The sequence below is a fragment of the Nocardia sp. CA-151230 genome (genome assembly GCF_050942175.1).
In the GTDB taxonomy this organism is placed as follows: domain Bacteria; phylum Actinomycetota; class Actinomycetes; order Mycobacteriales; family Mycobacteriaceae; genus Nocardia.
The window spans coordinates 7,364,617-7,381,099 of sequence record NZ_CP192061.1 but is presented as its reverse complement, the minus strand read 5'-3'; the positions used below and the strand labels follow the sequence as shown (position 1 = coordinate 7,381,099).

The 16,483-nt window shown below is 68.0% G+C and carries 18 protein-coding genes; 14 read left to right on the top strand and 4 right to left on the bottom strand.

Annotation, left to right across the window (positions count from 1 at the left end):
- Positions 1 to 179: 179 nt before the first annotated feature.
- The 3 genes from ACQP1O_RS34755 to ACQP1O_RS34745 all read right to left on the bottom strand — a co-directional run bounded on the left by ACQP1O_RS34755 (position 180) and on the right by ACQP1O_RS34745 (position 2,363).
- The gene (locus ACQP1O_RS34755; RefSeq protein ID WP_433562589.1) at positions 180 to 668 is read right to left on the bottom strand and encodes a hypothetical protein; all 489 of its coding nucleotides are present in this window, start codon (positions 666 to 668) and stop codon (positions 180 to 182) included.
- Positions 669 to 987: 319 nt separating this feature from the next.
- Positions 988 to 1,386, bottom strand: a complete 399-nt coding sequence (locus tag ACQP1O_RS34750) for a CD225/dispanin family protein (RefSeq protein WP_433562588.1) — start codon at positions 1,384 to 1,386, stop codon at positions 988 to 990.
- Between the two features lie 212 nt (positions 1,387 to 1,598).
- Positions 1,599 to 2,363, bottom strand: a complete 765-nt coding sequence (locus ACQP1O_RS34745) for an IclR family transcriptional regulator (RefSeq protein ID WP_433562587.1) — start codon at positions 2,361 to 2,363, stop codon at positions 1,599 to 1,601.
- Positions 2,364 to 2,445: 82 nt separating this feature from the next.
- Between ACQP1O_RS34745 and ACQP1O_RS34740 the strand changes: the two genes are divergently transcribed.
- The 12 genes from ACQP1O_RS34740 (at position 2,446) to ACQP1O_RS34685 (ending at position 13,938) form a co-directional block, all read left to right on the top strand.
- The gene (locus tag ACQP1O_RS34740; RefSeq protein ID WP_356999696.1) at positions 2,446 to 2,685 is read left to right on the top strand and encodes a thiamine-binding protein; all 240 of its coding nucleotides are present in this window, start codon (positions 2,446 to 2,448) and stop codon (positions 2,683 to 2,685) included.
- Complete coding sequence (locus ACQP1O_RS34735) at positions 2,678 to 3,067, top strand: helix-turn-helix domain-containing protein (RefSeq protein ID WP_433562586.1); 390 nt, start codon at positions 2,678 to 2,680, stop codon at positions 3,065 to 3,067. The genes ACQP1O_RS34740 and ACQP1O_RS34735 overlap by 8 nt, the downstream gene beginning before the upstream one ends.
- 266 nt (positions 3,068 to 3,333) lie before the next feature.
- Positions 3,334 to 4,761, top strand: coding sequence for a nucleobase:cation symporter-2 family protein (locus ACQP1O_RS34730; protein ID WP_433562585.1), 1,428 nt, complete (start codon positions 3,334 to 3,336; stop codon positions 4,759 to 4,761).
- A 214-nt stretch (positions 4,762 to 4,975) separates the two neighbouring features.
- A complete protein-coding gene (gene uraD / locus ACQP1O_RS34725; RefSeq protein ID WP_433562584.1) occupies positions 4,976 to 5,473 on the top strand; it encodes a 2-oxo-4-hydroxy-4-carboxy-5-ureidoimidazoline decarboxylase in 498 nt (165 codons plus the stop codon).
- Positions 5,461 to 5,805 (top strand): hydroxyisourate hydrolase, encoded by a 345-nt coding sequence (gene uraH, locus ACQP1O_RS34720; protein WP_433567890.1) that lies wholly within the window; start codon positions 5,461 to 5,463, stop codon positions 5,803 to 5,805. Before uraD ends, uraH begins: the two co-directional genes overlap by 13 nt.
- 6 nt (positions 5,806 to 5,811) lie before the next feature.
- Positions 5,812 to 6,717 carry a factor-independent urate hydroxylase gene (gene pucL / locus ACQP1O_RS34715; RefSeq protein WP_433562583.1) on the top strand — a complete coding sequence of 302 codons (906 nt, stop codon included), beginning with the start codon at positions 5,812 to 5,814 and terminating at the stop codon, positions 6,715 to 6,717.
- 52 nt (positions 6,718 to 6,769) lie between these two features.
- Positions 6,770 to 8,155 (top strand): nucleobase:cation symporter-2 family protein, encoded by a 1,386-nt coding sequence (locus ACQP1O_RS34710; RefSeq protein WP_433562582.1) that lies wholly within the window; start codon positions 6,770 to 6,772, stop codon positions 8,153 to 8,155.
- A 161-nt stretch (positions 8,156 to 8,316) separates the two neighbouring features.
- Positions 8,317 to 9,138: a hydroxypyruvate isomerase family protein gene (locus ACQP1O_RS34705; RefSeq protein ID WP_433562581.1), complete on the top strand. Its 822-nt coding sequence runs from the start codon at positions 8,317 to 8,319 to the stop codon at positions 9,136 to 9,138.
- Positions 9,139 to 9,189: 51 nt separating this feature from the next.
- On the top strand, positions 9,190 to 10,080 hold the full coding sequence (locus ACQP1O_RS34700) for a 2-hydroxy-3-oxopropionate reductase (RefSeq protein ID WP_433562580.1): 891 nt from the start codon (positions 9,190 to 9,192) through the stop codon (positions 10,078 to 10,080).
- A gap of 2 nt (positions 10,081 to 10,082) precedes the next feature.
- Entirely contained in the window at positions 10,083 to 11,861 is a 1,779-nt protein-coding gene (gcl, locus tag ACQP1O_RS34695; protein WP_433562579.1) for a glyoxylate carboligase, read from the top strand.
- 9 nt (positions 11,862 to 11,870) lie between these two features.
- Entirely contained in the window at positions 11,871 to 13,043 is a 1,173-nt protein-coding gene (locus tag ACQP1O_RS34690) for a glycerate kinase (RefSeq protein WP_433562578.1), read from the top strand.
- Between the two features lie 19 nt (positions 13,044 to 13,062).
- Positions 13,063 to 13,938 carry a fumarylacetoacetate hydrolase family protein gene (locus ACQP1O_RS34685; protein ID WP_433562577.1) on the top strand — a complete coding sequence of 292 codons (876 nt, stop codon included), beginning with the start codon at positions 13,063 to 13,065 and terminating at the stop codon, positions 13,936 to 13,938.
- 147 nt (positions 13,939 to 14,085) lie between these two features.
- Here the strand turns inward: ACQP1O_RS34685 and ACQP1O_RS34680 are convergent, their stop codons facing one another.
- On the bottom strand, positions 14,086 to 14,877 hold the full coding sequence (locus ACQP1O_RS34680; protein WP_433562576.1) for a VOC family protein: 792 nt from the start codon (positions 14,875 to 14,877) through the stop codon (positions 14,086 to 14,088).
- Between the two features lie 227 nt (positions 14,878 to 15,104).
- Between ACQP1O_RS34680 and ACQP1O_RS34675 the strand changes: the two genes are divergently transcribed.
- Together ACQP1O_RS34675 and ACQP1O_RS34670 are read left to right on the top strand one after the other, a co-directional pair.
- The gene (locus tag ACQP1O_RS34675) at positions 15,105 to 15,794 is read left to right on the top strand and encodes a VC0807 family protein (protein ID WP_433562575.1); all 690 of its coding nucleotides are present in this window, start codon (positions 15,105 to 15,107) and stop codon (positions 15,792 to 15,794) included.
- Positions 15,787 to 16,446, top strand: coding sequence for a TMEM175 family protein (locus ACQP1O_RS34670; RefSeq protein WP_433562574.1), 660 nt, complete (start codon positions 15,787 to 15,789; stop codon positions 16,444 to 16,446). The genes ACQP1O_RS34675 and ACQP1O_RS34670 overlap by 8 nt, the downstream gene beginning before the upstream one ends.
- The last annotated feature ends 37 nt before the right edge of the window (positions 16,447 to 16,483 follow it).

Below are 16,483 nucleotides of genomic sequence, written 5' to 3'. Positions count from 1 at the left end.
AGCAGCGTGGATCACAATCTACGCCGGTGCTCCGGCCGTCTTCGCCACGGATCGCCGCGGTGCCGGCTTTCGCCGTTCGGTCCGGCGCTGGCCGTGCTGAACGCGAACCAGCAGCGCGAGCTCTACGTGCTGCTGGAACTCGTTGTCTCCCAATAGGGTTCAGCTGAACTGCAAAGCGTTCAGCTGGGCTGAGGCGCAGCCGGGTCGGGCTGGATTGCCGGCGCCGGATTGATCAGACCGTCCGCCACGCCGACGGCCGCGCCGACACCTGCGCCGAGCGCCATGAACGGTGCGGCGACCATGGCATAGCCGATGGCGCCGCCGATGGCAGGGACGATGACCAGGCCGATCGGCGCGAAGGGGAGTCCGGCGACAGCGCCCGAGACCACGCCGACCAGTGCGCCGGTCCACGCGATCGGACTGGCCAGGACGGACCCGACCGACGCGCCGATGGCCGCGTCACCGAGGACGGCCTTCGCGACACTGGTGGAGCGGGCATGGTCGAGCCCGGCCGCTTCGAGCGACTGCGCCAGGCCGGCTTCCGTGCCCGTGGTCGCGATATTGATCTGCTGGGTCTGCTCGGGGGTCAGAAAGAACGGCCGGTCGAGCTGGAGGGTGCCGATGTGAATCGACGAGTCCGGGATATCCAGGGCCGGCTGATTCGCCACGGCCGGTGGCGCTTCCTCGGCCAGGGCGGGTGTTACCCCCAGGAGAACCAGGGAGAGGGGAAGAGCCCCCGCAACAGCGACCCGGGCCACACGCCGACGCAGCTGAACCGAACCTGTGGGCTGCCTTGTGCCCATATGGAAACCTCATTCCGAGATGTCGATGACTTCGCATCAGGATTCGAAACCGGAACCCTCTCGGATCTGTCCCGATCATGGGAATTGTTGGCAGCGACCGGTTTTGCGAGGTAGCGGAAGACGTTTGTGCAAGGCGTCGGAAGAGATTGGGCCCGCGCACTGTCGTGCACGGACCCGGGAACCGTCAGCCGCGGTGCATCCGCGGGCCCGGGCCGCCCCAATTGTGGTGGCCGTGATGGCCGTGGTGCACGAGGACCAGCATGCCCACGATGTAGAGGATGGCGAACAGGACGAAGAGGACGCCGCCGATCCAGAGGGAGAGGATGCCGAGGTAGCGGGCTCGGTGCGAGGCATAGCGGGCGGCGTCGGCATCGCCTTCGGACCACAGGGGAAAGACGTTCAGGGCGTGAGTGAACGCGGAGAAGGAGAGCGGCCAGAAGAACAGGAGGGACGCGACGGCCCAGCCGATATTGTTCGGCGGGCGAGTGGCGGGTCGCTGCGAGGTTGCGGGGGTTGTGGCCGCGGCGGGAAGCTCGGTTGTTCGGGGCTCGTCGGGCGTTGCTGCTGGTTCGGGGGTCGTCATGGCGGAATCCTTTTCGAATTGCCTGGTCCGCGAGTTTTCGCGGGTTCTATGAGGTCGATTACGACATCGCTGTCTGGTATCCGACCGAGAACCGCCGGTGAGATTGCTGCGTAGGAGATTCGAGCCATGATGTTCGACCGGGCGAAGCCGGGCGGACCTGCACACCCGGTTTCGCCACCTTCGTCGTGCCGTGACGCGCGGGTGGGGCGTGGCTATCGGAGGTCGTCGGACAGGGCGGCGGCGACTTCCGTCAGTAGCGGTGCGGCGCGGTCGATGAGCTCCTCGGTCATCCGGCCAACCGGGCCGGACACCGAAATCGCAAGCCGGGCAGGTGCTTTGGGCACCGCGACCGCCACGCAGCGCACGCCGAGCTCCTGCTCGCCCTCGTCCATGGCGTATCCGGTGCGCGCGGCCTCGTCCAGTTGCCGGGCGAACTCCACCGGATCGGTGATGGTGTTGTCGGTGTAGCGCGGCATTCCGGTGCGCTGCAACAGCTCTCGGGTCAGGTCCGGCGCCGAACCGGCCAGGATGGCCTTGCCCACGGCCGTGCAGTGCGGCAGTACCCGCCGGCCCACCTCGGTGAACATGCGCATGGAGTGCCGCGACTGCACCTGCGCCACATAGACGATCTGATCGCCGTCCAGCATGGCCATGTTCGCGGATTCACCGAGCTCGTCGACCAGCCGGGACAGGTGCGGGCGGGCCAGCACCGCCAGCATCTGCGAGGAGCTCTCACCGAGCTTGATCAGCTTGGGGCCCAGTACGTACTTGCGCGACGGCTCCTGGTGCAGGTAGCCCAGATCCACCAGGGTGCGCACCAGCCGGTGAATGGTCGGCAGCGGCAGCCCGGACTCCGTGGCGAGCTGGGACAGGCCCATCATGCCGCCCTCGTCGGCCATCAGCTCCAGCAGGGCGAACGCGCGCTCGATGGACTGCACGCCCCCGGTGCCGCTCTTGGACTCCTTCGCTGCTGGCACCCCGGTCCTCCTCCGTTTTTCCGAATGCCGGAATTCTAGGGCAGATCGTAGATCACCTGTTCTGCCCAGTAGCCTGAGGCCCATGCGGCTACGCGCGGAGTTCACGACCGAACCGTTCCATGGTGAAGGGGAGACGCCGCCGCATGCCAGAGCGGCCCTCGAACTCGCCGAATCGGCCGGTCTGGAATGCGATTTCGGTCCGCTCGGCACCTCGGTGGCCGGGACTGACGACCGCCTGCTGCCGGTGCTGGGCGAGATCATGGTGACCGCCTTCGCGCACGGGGCGACCCGGGTGACCATGCAGGTCGAGCAGGATGACTGAGCGTTCGCCGATGGACGAGTCGCACCCCGTGCTGGTGACCCTTGCCCCGCTGCTGGAGAGAACCGGCGGCCGCCTGGTGCCCGCGCAGGAGGCCACCGCCGACGATGTCCCCCTGGTCTGGGAAGGAACGACCCTGGCCTGTGTCCGTTTCGGTCAGCCCGAGTCCGACACCCTCGGCGGCCTGGAGCGGCTGCTGGACGAGGTGGCGGCGGAGCTGGGCGGGCCACTGGCAGGTCTGCCGCGCGTCGACAAGCAGCGTGCTGTGCGATTGCTGGAAGAGCGGGGCGCCTTCACGTTCCGCAAGTCCGCGGAGACCGTGGCGGCGGCGCTGGGCGTCACCCGCTTCACCGTCTACAACTACCTGAACCGCGAACGCGCCTGACCGGGCTGTCGGTCGACCGATATATATTCAACGAATTGTTGACGGCCTATGTGGCCCGTGCCACTCTTCTCGGATAGCGGAATGACCCTTCCGCTATCCAAGAGAGGTTGCGCCAATGGAGACGTTGAGCGAACGCGGTTCACCTGCGGGCCAAAGAGTTTCGACGCCATACCGAAGACTTTCGATGGTCGTCCGGCCGTCGCGATCGGGCCGACTACGCGACGGAAGTGCTGCTTCCTCCGCTGATCGAGGGGGCCGGTCCGCCCGTGACTGCTGAATCCGCACCCGGCGTCCCGGGAACTCCCTCCGCGCCGGAGTCCACCGTATCGGCGGTCCTGGAATCCGAAGCGCCCGAACGGCATCCGGTCGATATCGTCCCGCCGCCCTGGCAGTTGCTCGCCGGCGGCCTGCAGCACATCGCCGCCATGGTCGCCGGCGTCGTGGCGCCACCGCTGATCGTGGGCGCCGCGGTCGGCCTGGGCACGCGCGACACGGTCATGCTCATCACCGCGAGCCTGTTCACCGCCGGACTGGCCACCCTGCTGCAATCCCTGGGCTGGTGGAAGTTCGGCGCGCGGCTGCCGCTCATCAATGGCGGATCGTTCGCGGCGGTGGGGCCGATCCTGGCGATCGCCAAGGATGCCGCACCGGGCGAGGCGCTGCCGGTCATCTTCGGGGCCACCCTGGTGGCGGGCATGCTCGCCGTCTTCGCCGCCCCGTATTTCTCACGGCTGCACCGGTTCTTCCCGCCGATCGTGGGTGGCACGGTCATCTCGCTCATCGGCCTGTCGCTGCTACCGGTCGCGCTCGGCTGGATCAGCGGCGCGGGCGAGGGCTCCATGGGCTCGGCGCATGTGCCGCTGAAGAACCTGCTGGACGCGGCGATCGCGCTGGTGGTCGTGCTGCTGTGCCATCGGTTCCTGAAGGGGTTCGGGCGGCAGCTGGCCCTGCTGATCGGACTGGTCGCGGGTTCGCTGGCGGGATGGCCACTGGGACTGCTGGATACGGGCCCGGTGCGCAATAGCGCGCTGGTCGGTTTCATACCGCCCATGCACTTCGGCGCACCGCAGTTCCAGGTCGGTGCGATCGTCTCGCTGTGCATCGTGATGCTCGTGGTGATGACCGAGTCGACCGCGACCATGATCGCGCTCGGTGAGATCGTGGACCGGCCCGCCGAGGAGCAGCACATCGCGGGTGGGCTGCGGGCGGCCGGCGTCGGCACCATGCTGGCCTCGGTCATGGGCGGATTCGCCTGCGGCGCTTTCGCGCAGAACGTCGGACTGGTGGCGCTCACCCGCATGTACAGCCGATTCGTCGTGGCCGCCAGCGGTGCGCTGCTGGTGCTGCTGGGATTGTTCCCGGTGGCGAGTGCCGTGGTGGAGCTGGTGCCGAAACCGGCCCTGGGTGGAACGGGTCTCGTACTGTTCGGGACGGTCGCCGCGAGCGGTATCCGCACCCTGGCCAAGGCCGATCTGCACGAACCGATCAACTCCCTGATCGTGGGCGTCGCGCTGTTCATCGGCATGACGCCGACGGTCGCGCCCTCGTTCTACGCCGGTCTGCCGGGACCGGTGTCGATCATCCTGGCGTCGGGGATCAGCGCGGGCTGTCTGGCGGCCCTGGTGTTGCACCAGCTGTTCAGATCCCGCACCAGCGCCGCCCTGGCGGCGGCACCGGCCGCGCGGCATACCTAGCCGACGCCGGTGCGATGATCAGCGGCGGAGGGCCGACCACGGTCGGCCCGACGCCGCTGTCCTCGTTTCGGGTTGGTTGGCACGTACGCTTCGCTGGCGTCCTGACCTGCGATCTCTGTATATTTTCAACAAAATGTTGACGAGTTGTTGTGGCCCACGACACTCTTCTCGAGTAGCGGAATCACCCTTCCGCTATCCGAGAGAGGTAGTGCCGATGGTGACGTTGAGCGAATTCAATTCGACTGCCGGGGAACAACTTCGGCCGGACCTGCTGTCCTGCTGTGACGTGCCCGCCTGGGCCGACGGTGTGCTGGCGGCCCGGCCCTACGCCGATATCGACAGCGTGCTCGCCCGGGCCGGCGAGCTGGCCGGCGCCCTCTCTGGAACCGAGGTGGACCGTGCGCTCGCCGCGCACCCCCGCATCGGTGAGCGCGTGTCGGGCACCGACACCGGATCCGCGTGGTCGCGCCAGGAGCAGGCCGGAGTCGGCCAGGACGTGGCCATCGCCGCGCAGCTGCTGGACGGCAATCGGGCCTACGAGAAGCGTTTCGGCCGGGTCTTCCTGATCTGCGCCACCGGTCTGTCCGCCGAGCAGATTCTGGCGAGCCTGCACCAGCGCCTCACCAACGACGACGCCGCCGAGGCGGCCGTGGTGGCCGAGGAGCTGCGCAAGATCGCGGTCCTGCGCCTGCGAAAGGTATTCGAGCAGTGAGCACCATTACGACGCACATCCTGGACTCCGCGCTGGGCAAGCCCGCGGCCGGTGTCGAGGTGCGGCTGGAACAGGTCGGCCCGGACGCCCGAGTGCTGGCCGAGGGCAAGACCGATGACGACGGCCGAGTGCGCGATCTCGGCCCCGAAGGGCTCGCGGCCGGTGTCTACCGGCTCACCTTCGACATCGAAAGCTATGCCGCCGCAACGAATCAGACCTACTTCTACCCGTCGGTCTCCATCACCTTCAAGGTCGCCGGGGAGGCGGGCGAGCACTATCACGTGCCCCTGCTCATGAGCCCCTTCGCCTATTCCACCTACCGAGGAAGCTGAACTCACATGGCAATCAAGCTGGGACAGAACCAGTACGGCAAGGCCGAGAACCGTGTCGTCCGCGTCTACCGCGACACCCCGCGCCACCAGATCCGCGACCTGAACGTCTCCTCGGCGCTGCGCGGCGACTTCGCCGACGCTCACATCACCGGCGACCAGGGTGACGTGCTCCCCACCGACACCCAGAAGAACACCGCCTTCTCCTTCGCCAAGGAGAAGGGCGTGCACTCCCTCGAGGAGTTCGGCCTCACCCTCGCCGACCACTTCATCTCCCGGGCCCCCACCGCCACCGGTGCGCGCGTCGAGATCGAGGAGTACGCCTGGGATCGCATCGAGGTCGACGGCCAGGGCCACGATCACTCGTTCGTGAAGTCGGGCCGGGGCGTACGCACCACCGTGGTGAACGTCGACGGCGTCGGCCCGGACCGCAAGGCCCACGTGGTCTCCGGCGTGAAGGACCTGACCCTGCTGAAGACCACGGGCTCGGAGTTCCACGGCTTCTTCAAGGACAAGTACACCACCCTGCAGCCGACCAACGACCGCATCATGGCGACCTCGCTGGTGGCCCGGTGGCGCTACAACCACACCGACGTCGACTGGGACAAGACCTACGACGCCATCCTCAAGACCATCCTGCGGCAGTTCGCCGTGGTGCACTCGCTGGCGCTGCAGCAGACCCTCTACTCCATGGGCCGCGCGGTGCTCGAGCAGTTCACCGAGGTCGCCGAGATCCGCTTCTCGGCCCCGAACAAGCATCACTTCCTGGTGGACCTGAGCCCCTTCAATGTGGACAACCCGGGCGAGGTCTTCATCGCCGCGGACCGTCCGTACGGCCTGATCGAGGCCACCGTCGAGCGCGACGACGCCAACGAGGCCGGGAACGCCTGGCTCGCCACCCCGGGCTTTTGTTAATTGGCTCAGTGCTGATCTAGGAGGTGCGGCGATGGGTGATGACCATAGCCGCGTGACAGAGACCATCACCCGTCCCGAGGATGCGCGACATCCCCTGGGCCAGTTGGTGGTCTACGGAACTCAGCACATTCTGACGATGTACGGCGGTGTGATCGCACCGCCGCTGATCGTCGGCGGTGCGGCCGGGCTCTCGGTATCGGACATGGCCCTGCTGGTGACGGCGGGCCTGTTCCTCTCCGGTCTGGCCACCCTGCTACAGACCCTCGGCATCGGGCCGGTCGGCTCCAGATTGCCGATCGTGCAGGGCATTTCGTTCGCCAGTGTCTCGACGATGGTCACCATCGCGAGCGACGGCGGACTCCGGCCCGTCTTCGGCGCGATCATTGTGGCCGGTCTGATCGGGCTGGTGCTGTCCAGTTTCTTCGCCAAGCTGGTACGGCTCTTCCCGGCCGTGGTGACCGGGACGATCATCACGGTGATCGGACTCTCGTTGCTGCCCACCACATTCCGGTGGGCGATGGGCAACAATCCCAAGGCGGCCGACTACGGCTCGATGGGCAATATCGGTTTCGCGGGGCTGACCCTGCTCATCATTCTGGTGATCAGCCGGCTCTTCCAGGGCGCGATCTCGCGGCTCTCGATCCTGATCGGCCTGGCGATCGGCACCCTGCTGGCCGTGGTCACCCACCATGCCGACTTCTCGGCGGTGGGCAAGGCGAAAATCATTGCGCTGCCGCCGATCCTGCACTTCGGCGGGCCGACCTTCCAGGCCGGGGCGATCGTGTCCATGACCATCGTGATCCTGGTGATCATGACCGAGACCACCGCCGATATCCTCGCCATCGGCGAAATCGTCGGCACCGAGGTGGATTCGGCGCGGGTGGCGGCCGGCCTGCGGGCCGACATGCTGTCCACCACGGTCGCGCCGGTGTTCGGCAGCTTCCCGTGCAGCGCCTTCGCACAGAACGTGGGACTGGTGGCGCTCACCGGCATCAAGAGCCGATTCGTGGTCGCGACAGGCGGTTTGGTGCTCGTACTGCTGGGCTTGTTCCCGGTGGTGGGCGCGGTGGTGGCTGGGATTCCGTATCCGGTGCTGGGCGGTGCGGGCATCGTCCTGTTCGGATCCGTGGCGGCGAGCGGTATCCGCACGCTGGCGCGGGTGGACTTCACCGGCAATCTCAATATGGTCATCGTCGCGGTGGCCATGGGTGTGGGCCTGATTCCGATTGCGGCGCCGACGTTCTGGGACAAGTTCCCGACCTGGCTCGGGGTGGTCATGCACTCCGGCATCTCCGCCACGGCGGTGGTGGCGATCGTGTTGAACCTGGTGTTCAACGAGATCAAGCGTGGAAACAAGGCGGGCGCTTCGGTGTTCGCGGCGGCCGAGGATCGCAAGGACGATCTGGGCGATCGCCTGGACGACGATATCCGCGACTGAGTCGGCTATTTCGTATATCTCGTGCCGTACTGGCCGGTAGCTCCCGGAACTCTCTTGACGGGTTTGTTTCGGGAGCACTAGCATTTTCATATCCCGAAAAACTATTTCCGCATTATGGAAACTAGCGGATGCGCTGCGGGAACGAACTGGAGGGATTCCTGATGACCCACTCGCTCAACTACGCCGTCAACTGCTCGCTGCTGTTCACCGAGCTGCCCATCCTGGAGCGTCCGGAAGCCGTGCGGCAGGCCGGATTCGACGCGATCGAGTTCTGGTGGCCGTTCGCCGAGGCGGTCCCGTCGGACCGGGACGTGGACGCCTTCGTCGCCGCCGTGCAGAACGCGGGCGTGCAGCTGATCGGCCTCAACTTCTTCGCCGGTGACATGGCCGGCGGCGACCGCGGCCTGGTCTCCTGGCCGTCGCGGTCCGCGGAGTTCAAGGACAATATCGACGTCACGGTCGGCATCGGAGAACGACTGGGCACCAAAGCTTTCAATGCCCTCTACGGCAACCGCGTCGACGACGCCACCCCGGAGCGGCAGGACGAGCTGGCCGTCGAGAATCTGGCGGCGGCGGCGGTGGCCGCCTCCCGGATCGGGGCCACCATCCTGGTCGAGCCCGCCTCCGGCGCGCCGCGCTACCCGCTGCTGAAGGCCGTCGACGGCCTCGCCGTGATCGACAAGGTGCAGGCGTACGCGGGCGTCAGCAGTATCGGCCTGCTCGCCGACCTGTACCACCTCGCCGTGAACGGTGACGACGTGGACAAGGTGATCTCCGAGTACACCGACCGGATCGCCCACGTGCAGATCGCCGACAACCCGGGCCGCAACGAGCCGGGCACCGGCGAGCTCCAGCTCGAGCTTCAGCTCACCGACCTCGCGTCGCGCGGCTACCGGGGCTGGGTCGGCCTCGAGTACAAGCCGTCCGGCCGCTCCGAGGACGCGTTCGAATGGCTGCCGCGCGAGCGCCGCGCCGCGAAGTAGCCCGTACGGAGACCCAGAGAACTTGCCATACAGAGGATTAGGGAACAGATCATGACCAACATCGCTTTCATCGGCCTCGGCATCATGGGCAGCCCGATGGCCGTCCACCTCCAGAACGCCGGCCACGCCGTCAAGGGCTTCGACCGCAACCCGGCGCAGGCCCAGCCGCTGGTCGACGCGGGCGGCCGTGCCGTCACCTCGATCGCGGACGCCGTGCGCGGCGCGGAGGTCATCGCCGTGATGGTGCCGGACTCCCCGCACGTACAGGAGGTGCTGGCCGGTGAGAAGGGTGTCTTCGAAACCGCCGAGCCCGGCGCGTTGATCATCGACTTCTCCAGCATCCGCCCGGATGTCACCCAGGAGCTGGCGAAGCAGGCCGCCGAGCGTGGCTTCCGCCTGCTGGACGCCCCGGTGTCCGGCGGCGAGCCGGGCGCGGTGAACGCGACCCTGTCCATCATGGTCGGCGGCTCGGCCGAGGACTTCGCCACCGCCGAGCCGGTTTTCGCCACCGTCGGCAAGACCATCGTGCACGTCGGCACCAATGGCGCGGGCCAGACCGTGAAGGCCGCCAACCAGCTCATCGTGGCCAGCAACATCCAGGCCGTGGCCGAGGCCGTGGTCTTCCTCGAGGCCTACGGCGTCGAGCTGGGCCCCGCCCTGGACGTGCTCGGCGGCGGCCTGGCCGGTTCGGCCGTGCTGAACCAGAAGCGCGACAAGATGATCAACCGCGAGTTCGCGCCGGGCTTCCGCATCGACCTGCACCACAAGGACATGGGCATCTTCACCACCGCCGCCCGTGAGGCCGGTCTGGTGACCCCGGCCGGGTCGCTCATCGCGCAGCTGGTCGCCTCGGCCCGCGCCAATGGCGACGGCCACCTGGACCACTCTGCACTGCTGCGCGGCGTCGAGCGCCTGAGCGGCAAGCTGGACAAGGAGAACTGACTATGGCGCGCATGCGCACCGTCGACGCGGCGGTCCTGATCCTGGAAAAGGAAGGGGCCACACAGGCTTTCGGCCTGCCGGGCGCCGCGATCAACCCGTTCTACAGCGCCATGAAGGCACACGGCGGCATCAAGCACGTGCTGGCCCGCCACGTCGAGGCCGCCTCGCACATGGCCGAGGGCTTCACCCGGGCCAAGCCCGGCAATATCGGTATCTGCATCGGGACTTCGGGCCCGGCGGGCACCGACATGGTGACCGGTCTGTACGCCGCCAGCGCGGATTCCATTCCGATCCTGTGCATCACGGGCCAGGCCCCGGTGTCCAAGCTGCACAAGGAGGACTTCCAGGCCGTCGACATCGCGTCCATCGCGAAGCCGCTGGCCAAGTGGGCGCACACGGTGCTCGAGCCCGCCCAGGTGCCGGGCGCCTTCCAGAAGGCGTTCTGGCTCATGCGCGAAGGCCGTCCGGGCCCGGTGCTCATCGATCTGCCGATCGACGTGCAGCTGGCCGAGATCGAGTTCGACATCGACACCTACGAGCCGCTGCCCGTGGCTCGCCCGGCCGCCACCCAGGCGCAGGCCGCCAAGGTGCTGCAGATGCTGAACGCCGCGAAGCGCCCGCTGATCATCGCCGGCGGCGGCATCATCAATGCCGACGCGGACGCACTGCTGGTGAAATTCGCCGAGCTGACCGGTGTTCCGGTGGTCCCGACCCTGATGGGGTGGGGCACCATCGCCGACGATCACGAGCTGAACGCCGGCATGGTGGGTCTGCAGACCTCGCACATCTACGGCAACGAGTCGCTGCTGGCTTCGGACTTCGTGCTGGGTATCGGCAACCGGTGGGCCAATCGCCACACCGGTGGTCTCGACACCTACACCAAGGACCGCACGTTCGTGCACGTCGACATCGAGCCGACCCAGATCGGCCGGGTCTTCGCGCCCGACTACGGCATCGTCTCCGACGCCGGCGCGGCCCTGGAGCAGTTCATCGCCGTCGCGGAATCCCTTGACGCCGTGGGTGGTCTGACCGACCACGGCGACTGGGCGAAACAGGTGCGTGCCCGCCGCGCGACCGGCCAGCGCAAGACGCACTTCGAGAACGTGCCGCTCAAGCCGCAGCGCGTGTACGAAGAGATGAACAAGGCCTTCGGCCGGGACACCCGCTACGTCACCACCATCGGCCTGTCGCAGATCCAGGCCTCGCAGCTGCTGCACGTGTACAAGCCGCGGCACTGGATCAACGCCGGTCAGGCCGGTCCGCTGGGCTGGACCCTGCCCGCCGCGCTGGGTGTCGCCACCGCGTGCAAGGACGAGCAGGTCGTCGCGCTGTCCGGTGACTACGACTTCCAGTTCCTCATCGAGGAATTGGCGGTCGGCGCCCAGTTCAACATCCCGTACATCCATGTGCTGGTGAACAACTCGTACCTGGGGCTGATCCGGCAGGCGCAGCGGGCGTTCGAGATGGACTACTACGTCCAGCTCGACTTCGAGAACATCAACTCGCCCGAGGTCAACGGCTACGGAGTGGACCACGTCAAGGTCGCGGAGGGTCTGGGCTGCAAGGCGATTCGCGTTTTCCAGCCGCAGGACATCGGTCCCGCCTTCGAGAAGGCCAAGTCGCTGATGGCCGAATTCAAGGTGCCCGTCGTGGTCGAGTGCATTCTCGAGCGCGTCACCAATGTGTCCATGGGCGCGCGTGAGATCAACGAGGTCGTGGAGTTCGAGGAGCTGGCCTCGGCCTTCGTCGACGCCCCGACCGCGACCGTCCCGCTGGACTAGAGGATTCCCATGGCTCGTGTGCTGATCGCCTCGGACAAATTCAAGGGCTCGCTGACCGCGGCGCAGGTCGGGGCCGCCGTGCGAGCCGGAATCCGGCGGGCGCGTCCCGACGCCTCGGTGGCGGTCGTGCCCGTGGCCGACGGCGGTGACGGCACCGTCGCCGCCGCGCTCGCGGCCGGTTTCGACGCGGTCCCGCTGACCGCGTCGGGGCCGACCGGGGAACCGGTGCTGACCGCCTATGCCCGCCGCGACGAACTCGCGGTCGTGGAGATGGCCGATGTGTCGGGCCTGGTGCGGCTGCCGGAAGGCCGGCTGCGACCGATGACCGCCACCAGCCGCGGCACCGGCGAGGTGATGGCGGCCGCGGTCGCGGCCGGGTGCCGCCGCATCGTGCTCGGCATCGGCGGCAGCGCCGGAACCGACGGCGGCGCAGGTCTGTTGGAGGCGCTCGGCGCCCGGCTGCTGGACGCGGATGGGCAGCCCATCGGCGACGGCGGGGCGGCTCTCACCCGGGTGCACTCCATCGACCTGACCGCCCTGCGCGAGCGGATGGACGGCGTCGAGGTCACGGTGGCCTGCGATGTCGACAATCCGCTCACCGGGCCCTATGGGGCCGCTGCGGTCTACGGACCGCAGAAGGGCGCCGATCCGGCCCAGGTGGCCGAGCTGGACGCCGCGCTCGGGCAGTGGGCGCAGCGGCTGGCGGCGAAACTCGGGTCGGATCGGCGCGACGCGGCGGGGGCCGGCGCCGCGGGGGGTGTTGGATTCGCCGCGCTCGCCGTCCTCGGCGCGACCCTGCGGCCCGGCATCGAATTGATGCTGGAGCTGGTCGGTTTCGACGCGCAGCTGGCCGGGGTGGACCTGGTCGTCACCGGTGAGGGCAAGCTCGACGAGCAGACCCTGCACGGCAAGGCGCCCGCGGGCGTCGCGGCGGCCGCGCGGACCCCAGGTGTGCCGGTGGTCGCCGTGTGCGGCCGGAACACGTTGCCGGCGGACCGCTTGCGCGAAACCGGCTTCGCTGCTGTGTATTCGCTCATCGAGATCGAGCCGGACGAACGGCGCTGCCTGAGTGCTGGGGCAATGCTGTTGCAGCAGTTGGGTATTCGCATCGCGCACGAACATCTGCCGGGTGGCGCAGGGGTGGCGGCCGCGGCCGCCGAGCAATCGGGGGCCGAGAAATGAAGCAGCCGGGAGGCGACGTATGAAACTGCTGCGCGTAGGGGCACGGGGCGCCGAGCGTCCCGTGGCCATCGACGATGAGGGCGCGCTGCGCGATCTGTCGTCCGTGACCGCCGATATCGACGGCCGGCTGCTGGGTGATCCGGCGGCGCTGAGCGCGGTGCGGTCCGCGCTCGCCGCTGGATCACTGCCCGAGGTGGATCCGGCCGCGCGGATCGGCGCACCGATTGCCCGGCCCGGCAAGGTGATCGGCATCGGGCTCAACTACACCGACCACGCCGCCGCCATCGGCGCGGCCATTCCGGAACGGCCCGTGGTGTTCCTGAAGCCGGGCACCACGGTGAGCGGTCCCTACGACGCCATCGAGCTGCCGCCCGGCAGCCGCGCCACCGACCACGAGGTGGAGCTGGGCGTGGTGATCGGCCGCACGCTGCGTGACTGCCCGGACGCCGCCACCGCGCTGGGGGCGGTGGGCGGCTATGTCACCGCCAACGACGTCACCGAGCGCAATGGCATTGCGGGTGAACCGACCTGGGTGAAGGGCAAGTCCTTCGATACCTTCACCCCCATCGGCCCGTGGCTGGTGACGCCCGACGAGGTCGCCGAACCGCAGGCGCTGAGCCTGCAGCTGTGGGTGAACGGTGAACAGCGGCAGGCGGGTACGACCGGCAACATGGTCGCCGGAGTGGGCGAACTGCTGCGATACCTGAGCACGCTGATGACCCTGGAGCCCGGTGATCTGGTGCTGACCGGAACCCCGGGCGGCGTCGCGGTCAGCCGGCCGGAGCCGAAACCCTATCTGCGCGACGGTGATGTCGTGGTCGTGGAGGTCGCCGGACTGGGCAGGCAGCAGACCCTGGCCACCGGCGTGCGCGGCTCCGTCGTCATCGGGGGCTGAGTTTCCCGCGGCGGCGTCCGAAGCGCTGCTGGGGCGCCGACCACGTCGCCGCGGGATGATCCGAACGGCCCGGTCACTGTGGGGACCGGGCCGTTCGTCCTGTCGGGGGGTCGGCTATCGATCGGGTACACGCCGAAGAGCGCTCGTTCAGGACTTGTTGCCGCCCAGGCTGAATCGCACGCCGGACGGGTCGGCCACCGCCGCCAGCCGGCCGTACGGGGTGTCCTCGGCGGGGCGCACCACGCTGCCGCCCAACTCGGCCACCTTGCGTACGGCGGCGTCGACGTCCTCGACGCCGAAGTAGACGGTCCAGTATCCGGGCACGCTCGGCGGCAGGAAGCTGGTCGAGTCCATCACGCCGCCCAGCATCGGGGTCACGGAATGAATGGTGGTGTACCGGAATTCGGGCGTATCGGCAATGGTGAACGGGTCCTTCCAACCGAAGACCTCGCGATAGAACTTCAGCGCGTCGTCGTAGTTGCGAGTGTGCAGTTCGAACCACGAGGGCGCGCCCACATGCTCCTCCCACTGCCCGCCGCCGACCAGGCCACGCTGCTCGAACCCGGCCATGGTTCCGGCTTCCCACACACCGATCCCGACCCCGCCGTTGTCCCCGAACACCCCGAACTTTCCGAGGTCCCCGACCGTCGTCACCGGCGCCGCGATCATCCCGCCGGCCGCCACGACGGCCGCCGCGGTCGCCTCGGCGTCCGGGCTGGCCAGGTACACGGTCCACTGGTTGGGCCCGCTGTTCCCTTCGTTGCGCATCCCGCCCGCCACGGCCCGCCCGTCCTTGCGGAAGGTGATGTAGTTGCCGTATTCGGGCGCGACATCCGCGCTCCACCCGAACAGGTCGCCGTAGAAGTCGATGGCGCTGTCGGTGTCGGTGGTGAAGAGATCGGTCCAGACCGGATCGCCCGGCTGCATCACGTAGGACATGGTCAACTCCTCGAATCGGTGTTTCGGTCCCCGGGAATGGAGACGACGCCCGGCTCCGGAAATCATCGTCGCCGGTCGGCCCGAAGCGGGGATGGCGGCCGACGGCGTGTCCGGCGCCGGCATGACAACTGTCATGGCCGGGAGGTGATGGTTGGCAGATTCGGCGAGGTCGGCGCGACCGTAGCGTCATTCCTGTAGCGCACAAACCGATTACAGGAGTTCCGACCATGGCCGACAACATCACCGCAGCGCCCGCGCCGCAGTCGCAGGACCGGCCGAACCTGCTGCGCATGCTCGCACCCACCGCCCGTGACATCGCGGTGCCGCTCGCGGCGTACTACCTCCTGCACTGGGCCGGGTACTCCGATTTCCTCGCGCTGCTGGCGGGCGCGGTGTTCTCCGGCGTCGTGGTTCTCGTCGAGGTGATCCGGGCCCGGCGCGTCGACGCCCTGGCCGCGCTCATCCTGGCCGGCTTCGTCTTCGGTATCGCCAGCTCGCTGATCAGCGGCGACGCCCGGATGATGATCGTGCGGGACTCCCTCACCACCGCCGTCATCGGTCTCGCGTTCGGGGTGAGCGCGCTGCTGGGCAAGCCGCTGACCTACGTGGCGGCCCGGAAGGCTTTCGCGAACTCACCGGCGAAGCTGGCGGAGATGGAGCACAAGTTCCGCACCAACCCGCTGGTGCGCCGCGTGCACAATCGGATCGCCGCGATGTGGGGCGTGGGCCTGGTCGGCGAGTCCGTGCTGCGGGTGGTGCTCGCCTACCGGCTGCCCATTCACACCATGGCCTGGCTGTCGAGCGCGCTCATGATCGGCGTCACCGTGGTGCTGATGGCGATCACGGTTCGAACCATCAAGCAGGCCAAGCGATCCGAAGCGATCACGGAATCGGGTTACGCTTCGGTCCATGAGTGATGGATCGGTTCCGGATCGCACGCTCGCCGGAACCGCCCGGGTGGAAGCGTTCAGCGACGGGGTGATGGCCATTGCCATCACCCTGTTGATTTTGGACATCCGGGTGCCCGAGCACGAGCCCGGGCAGCTGCTACAGGCGTTGGCGCACATCTGGCCGGCGTACGTGGCCTATCTGGCGTCGTTCATGACGATCGGCGTCGTGTGGATGAACCACCACACCTTCTTCGGGCGTTTGCGACGCATCGACCACGTACTGCGGTGGTGGAATCTGATGCTGCTGCTGGGCATTTCACTGGTGCCGTTCCCGACGATGGTGGTGGCCGACAATGTGGTGCACGGGACGCGCCGGGACGCGGTGGTGGCGGTGGCGCTGTACGGGATCGTCGGGGTGATCATGACCGTGCCGTGGGCGCCCATGTGGTGGCGGCTGGCGAAGCGGCCGGAGATGTTGAAGCCCGGTCTGGGTGCGGATTACGCGCGTCGCGAGAGTTGGCGGGCCTGGCCGGGCATCCTGGTCTACGCGGTGTGCATCGGGGTCGGATTCTTGTCGCCGATCACGGCTCTGGTGCTGTATCTGCTGGTCTCGACGTTCTACGGCCTCAGCAACAAGGGGTGGACGGCGCCGTCCGATCCGGATCCCGACGACGAGTAACCCTTGCCAATTTAAGCGATTGTGATTAACTGCCGGG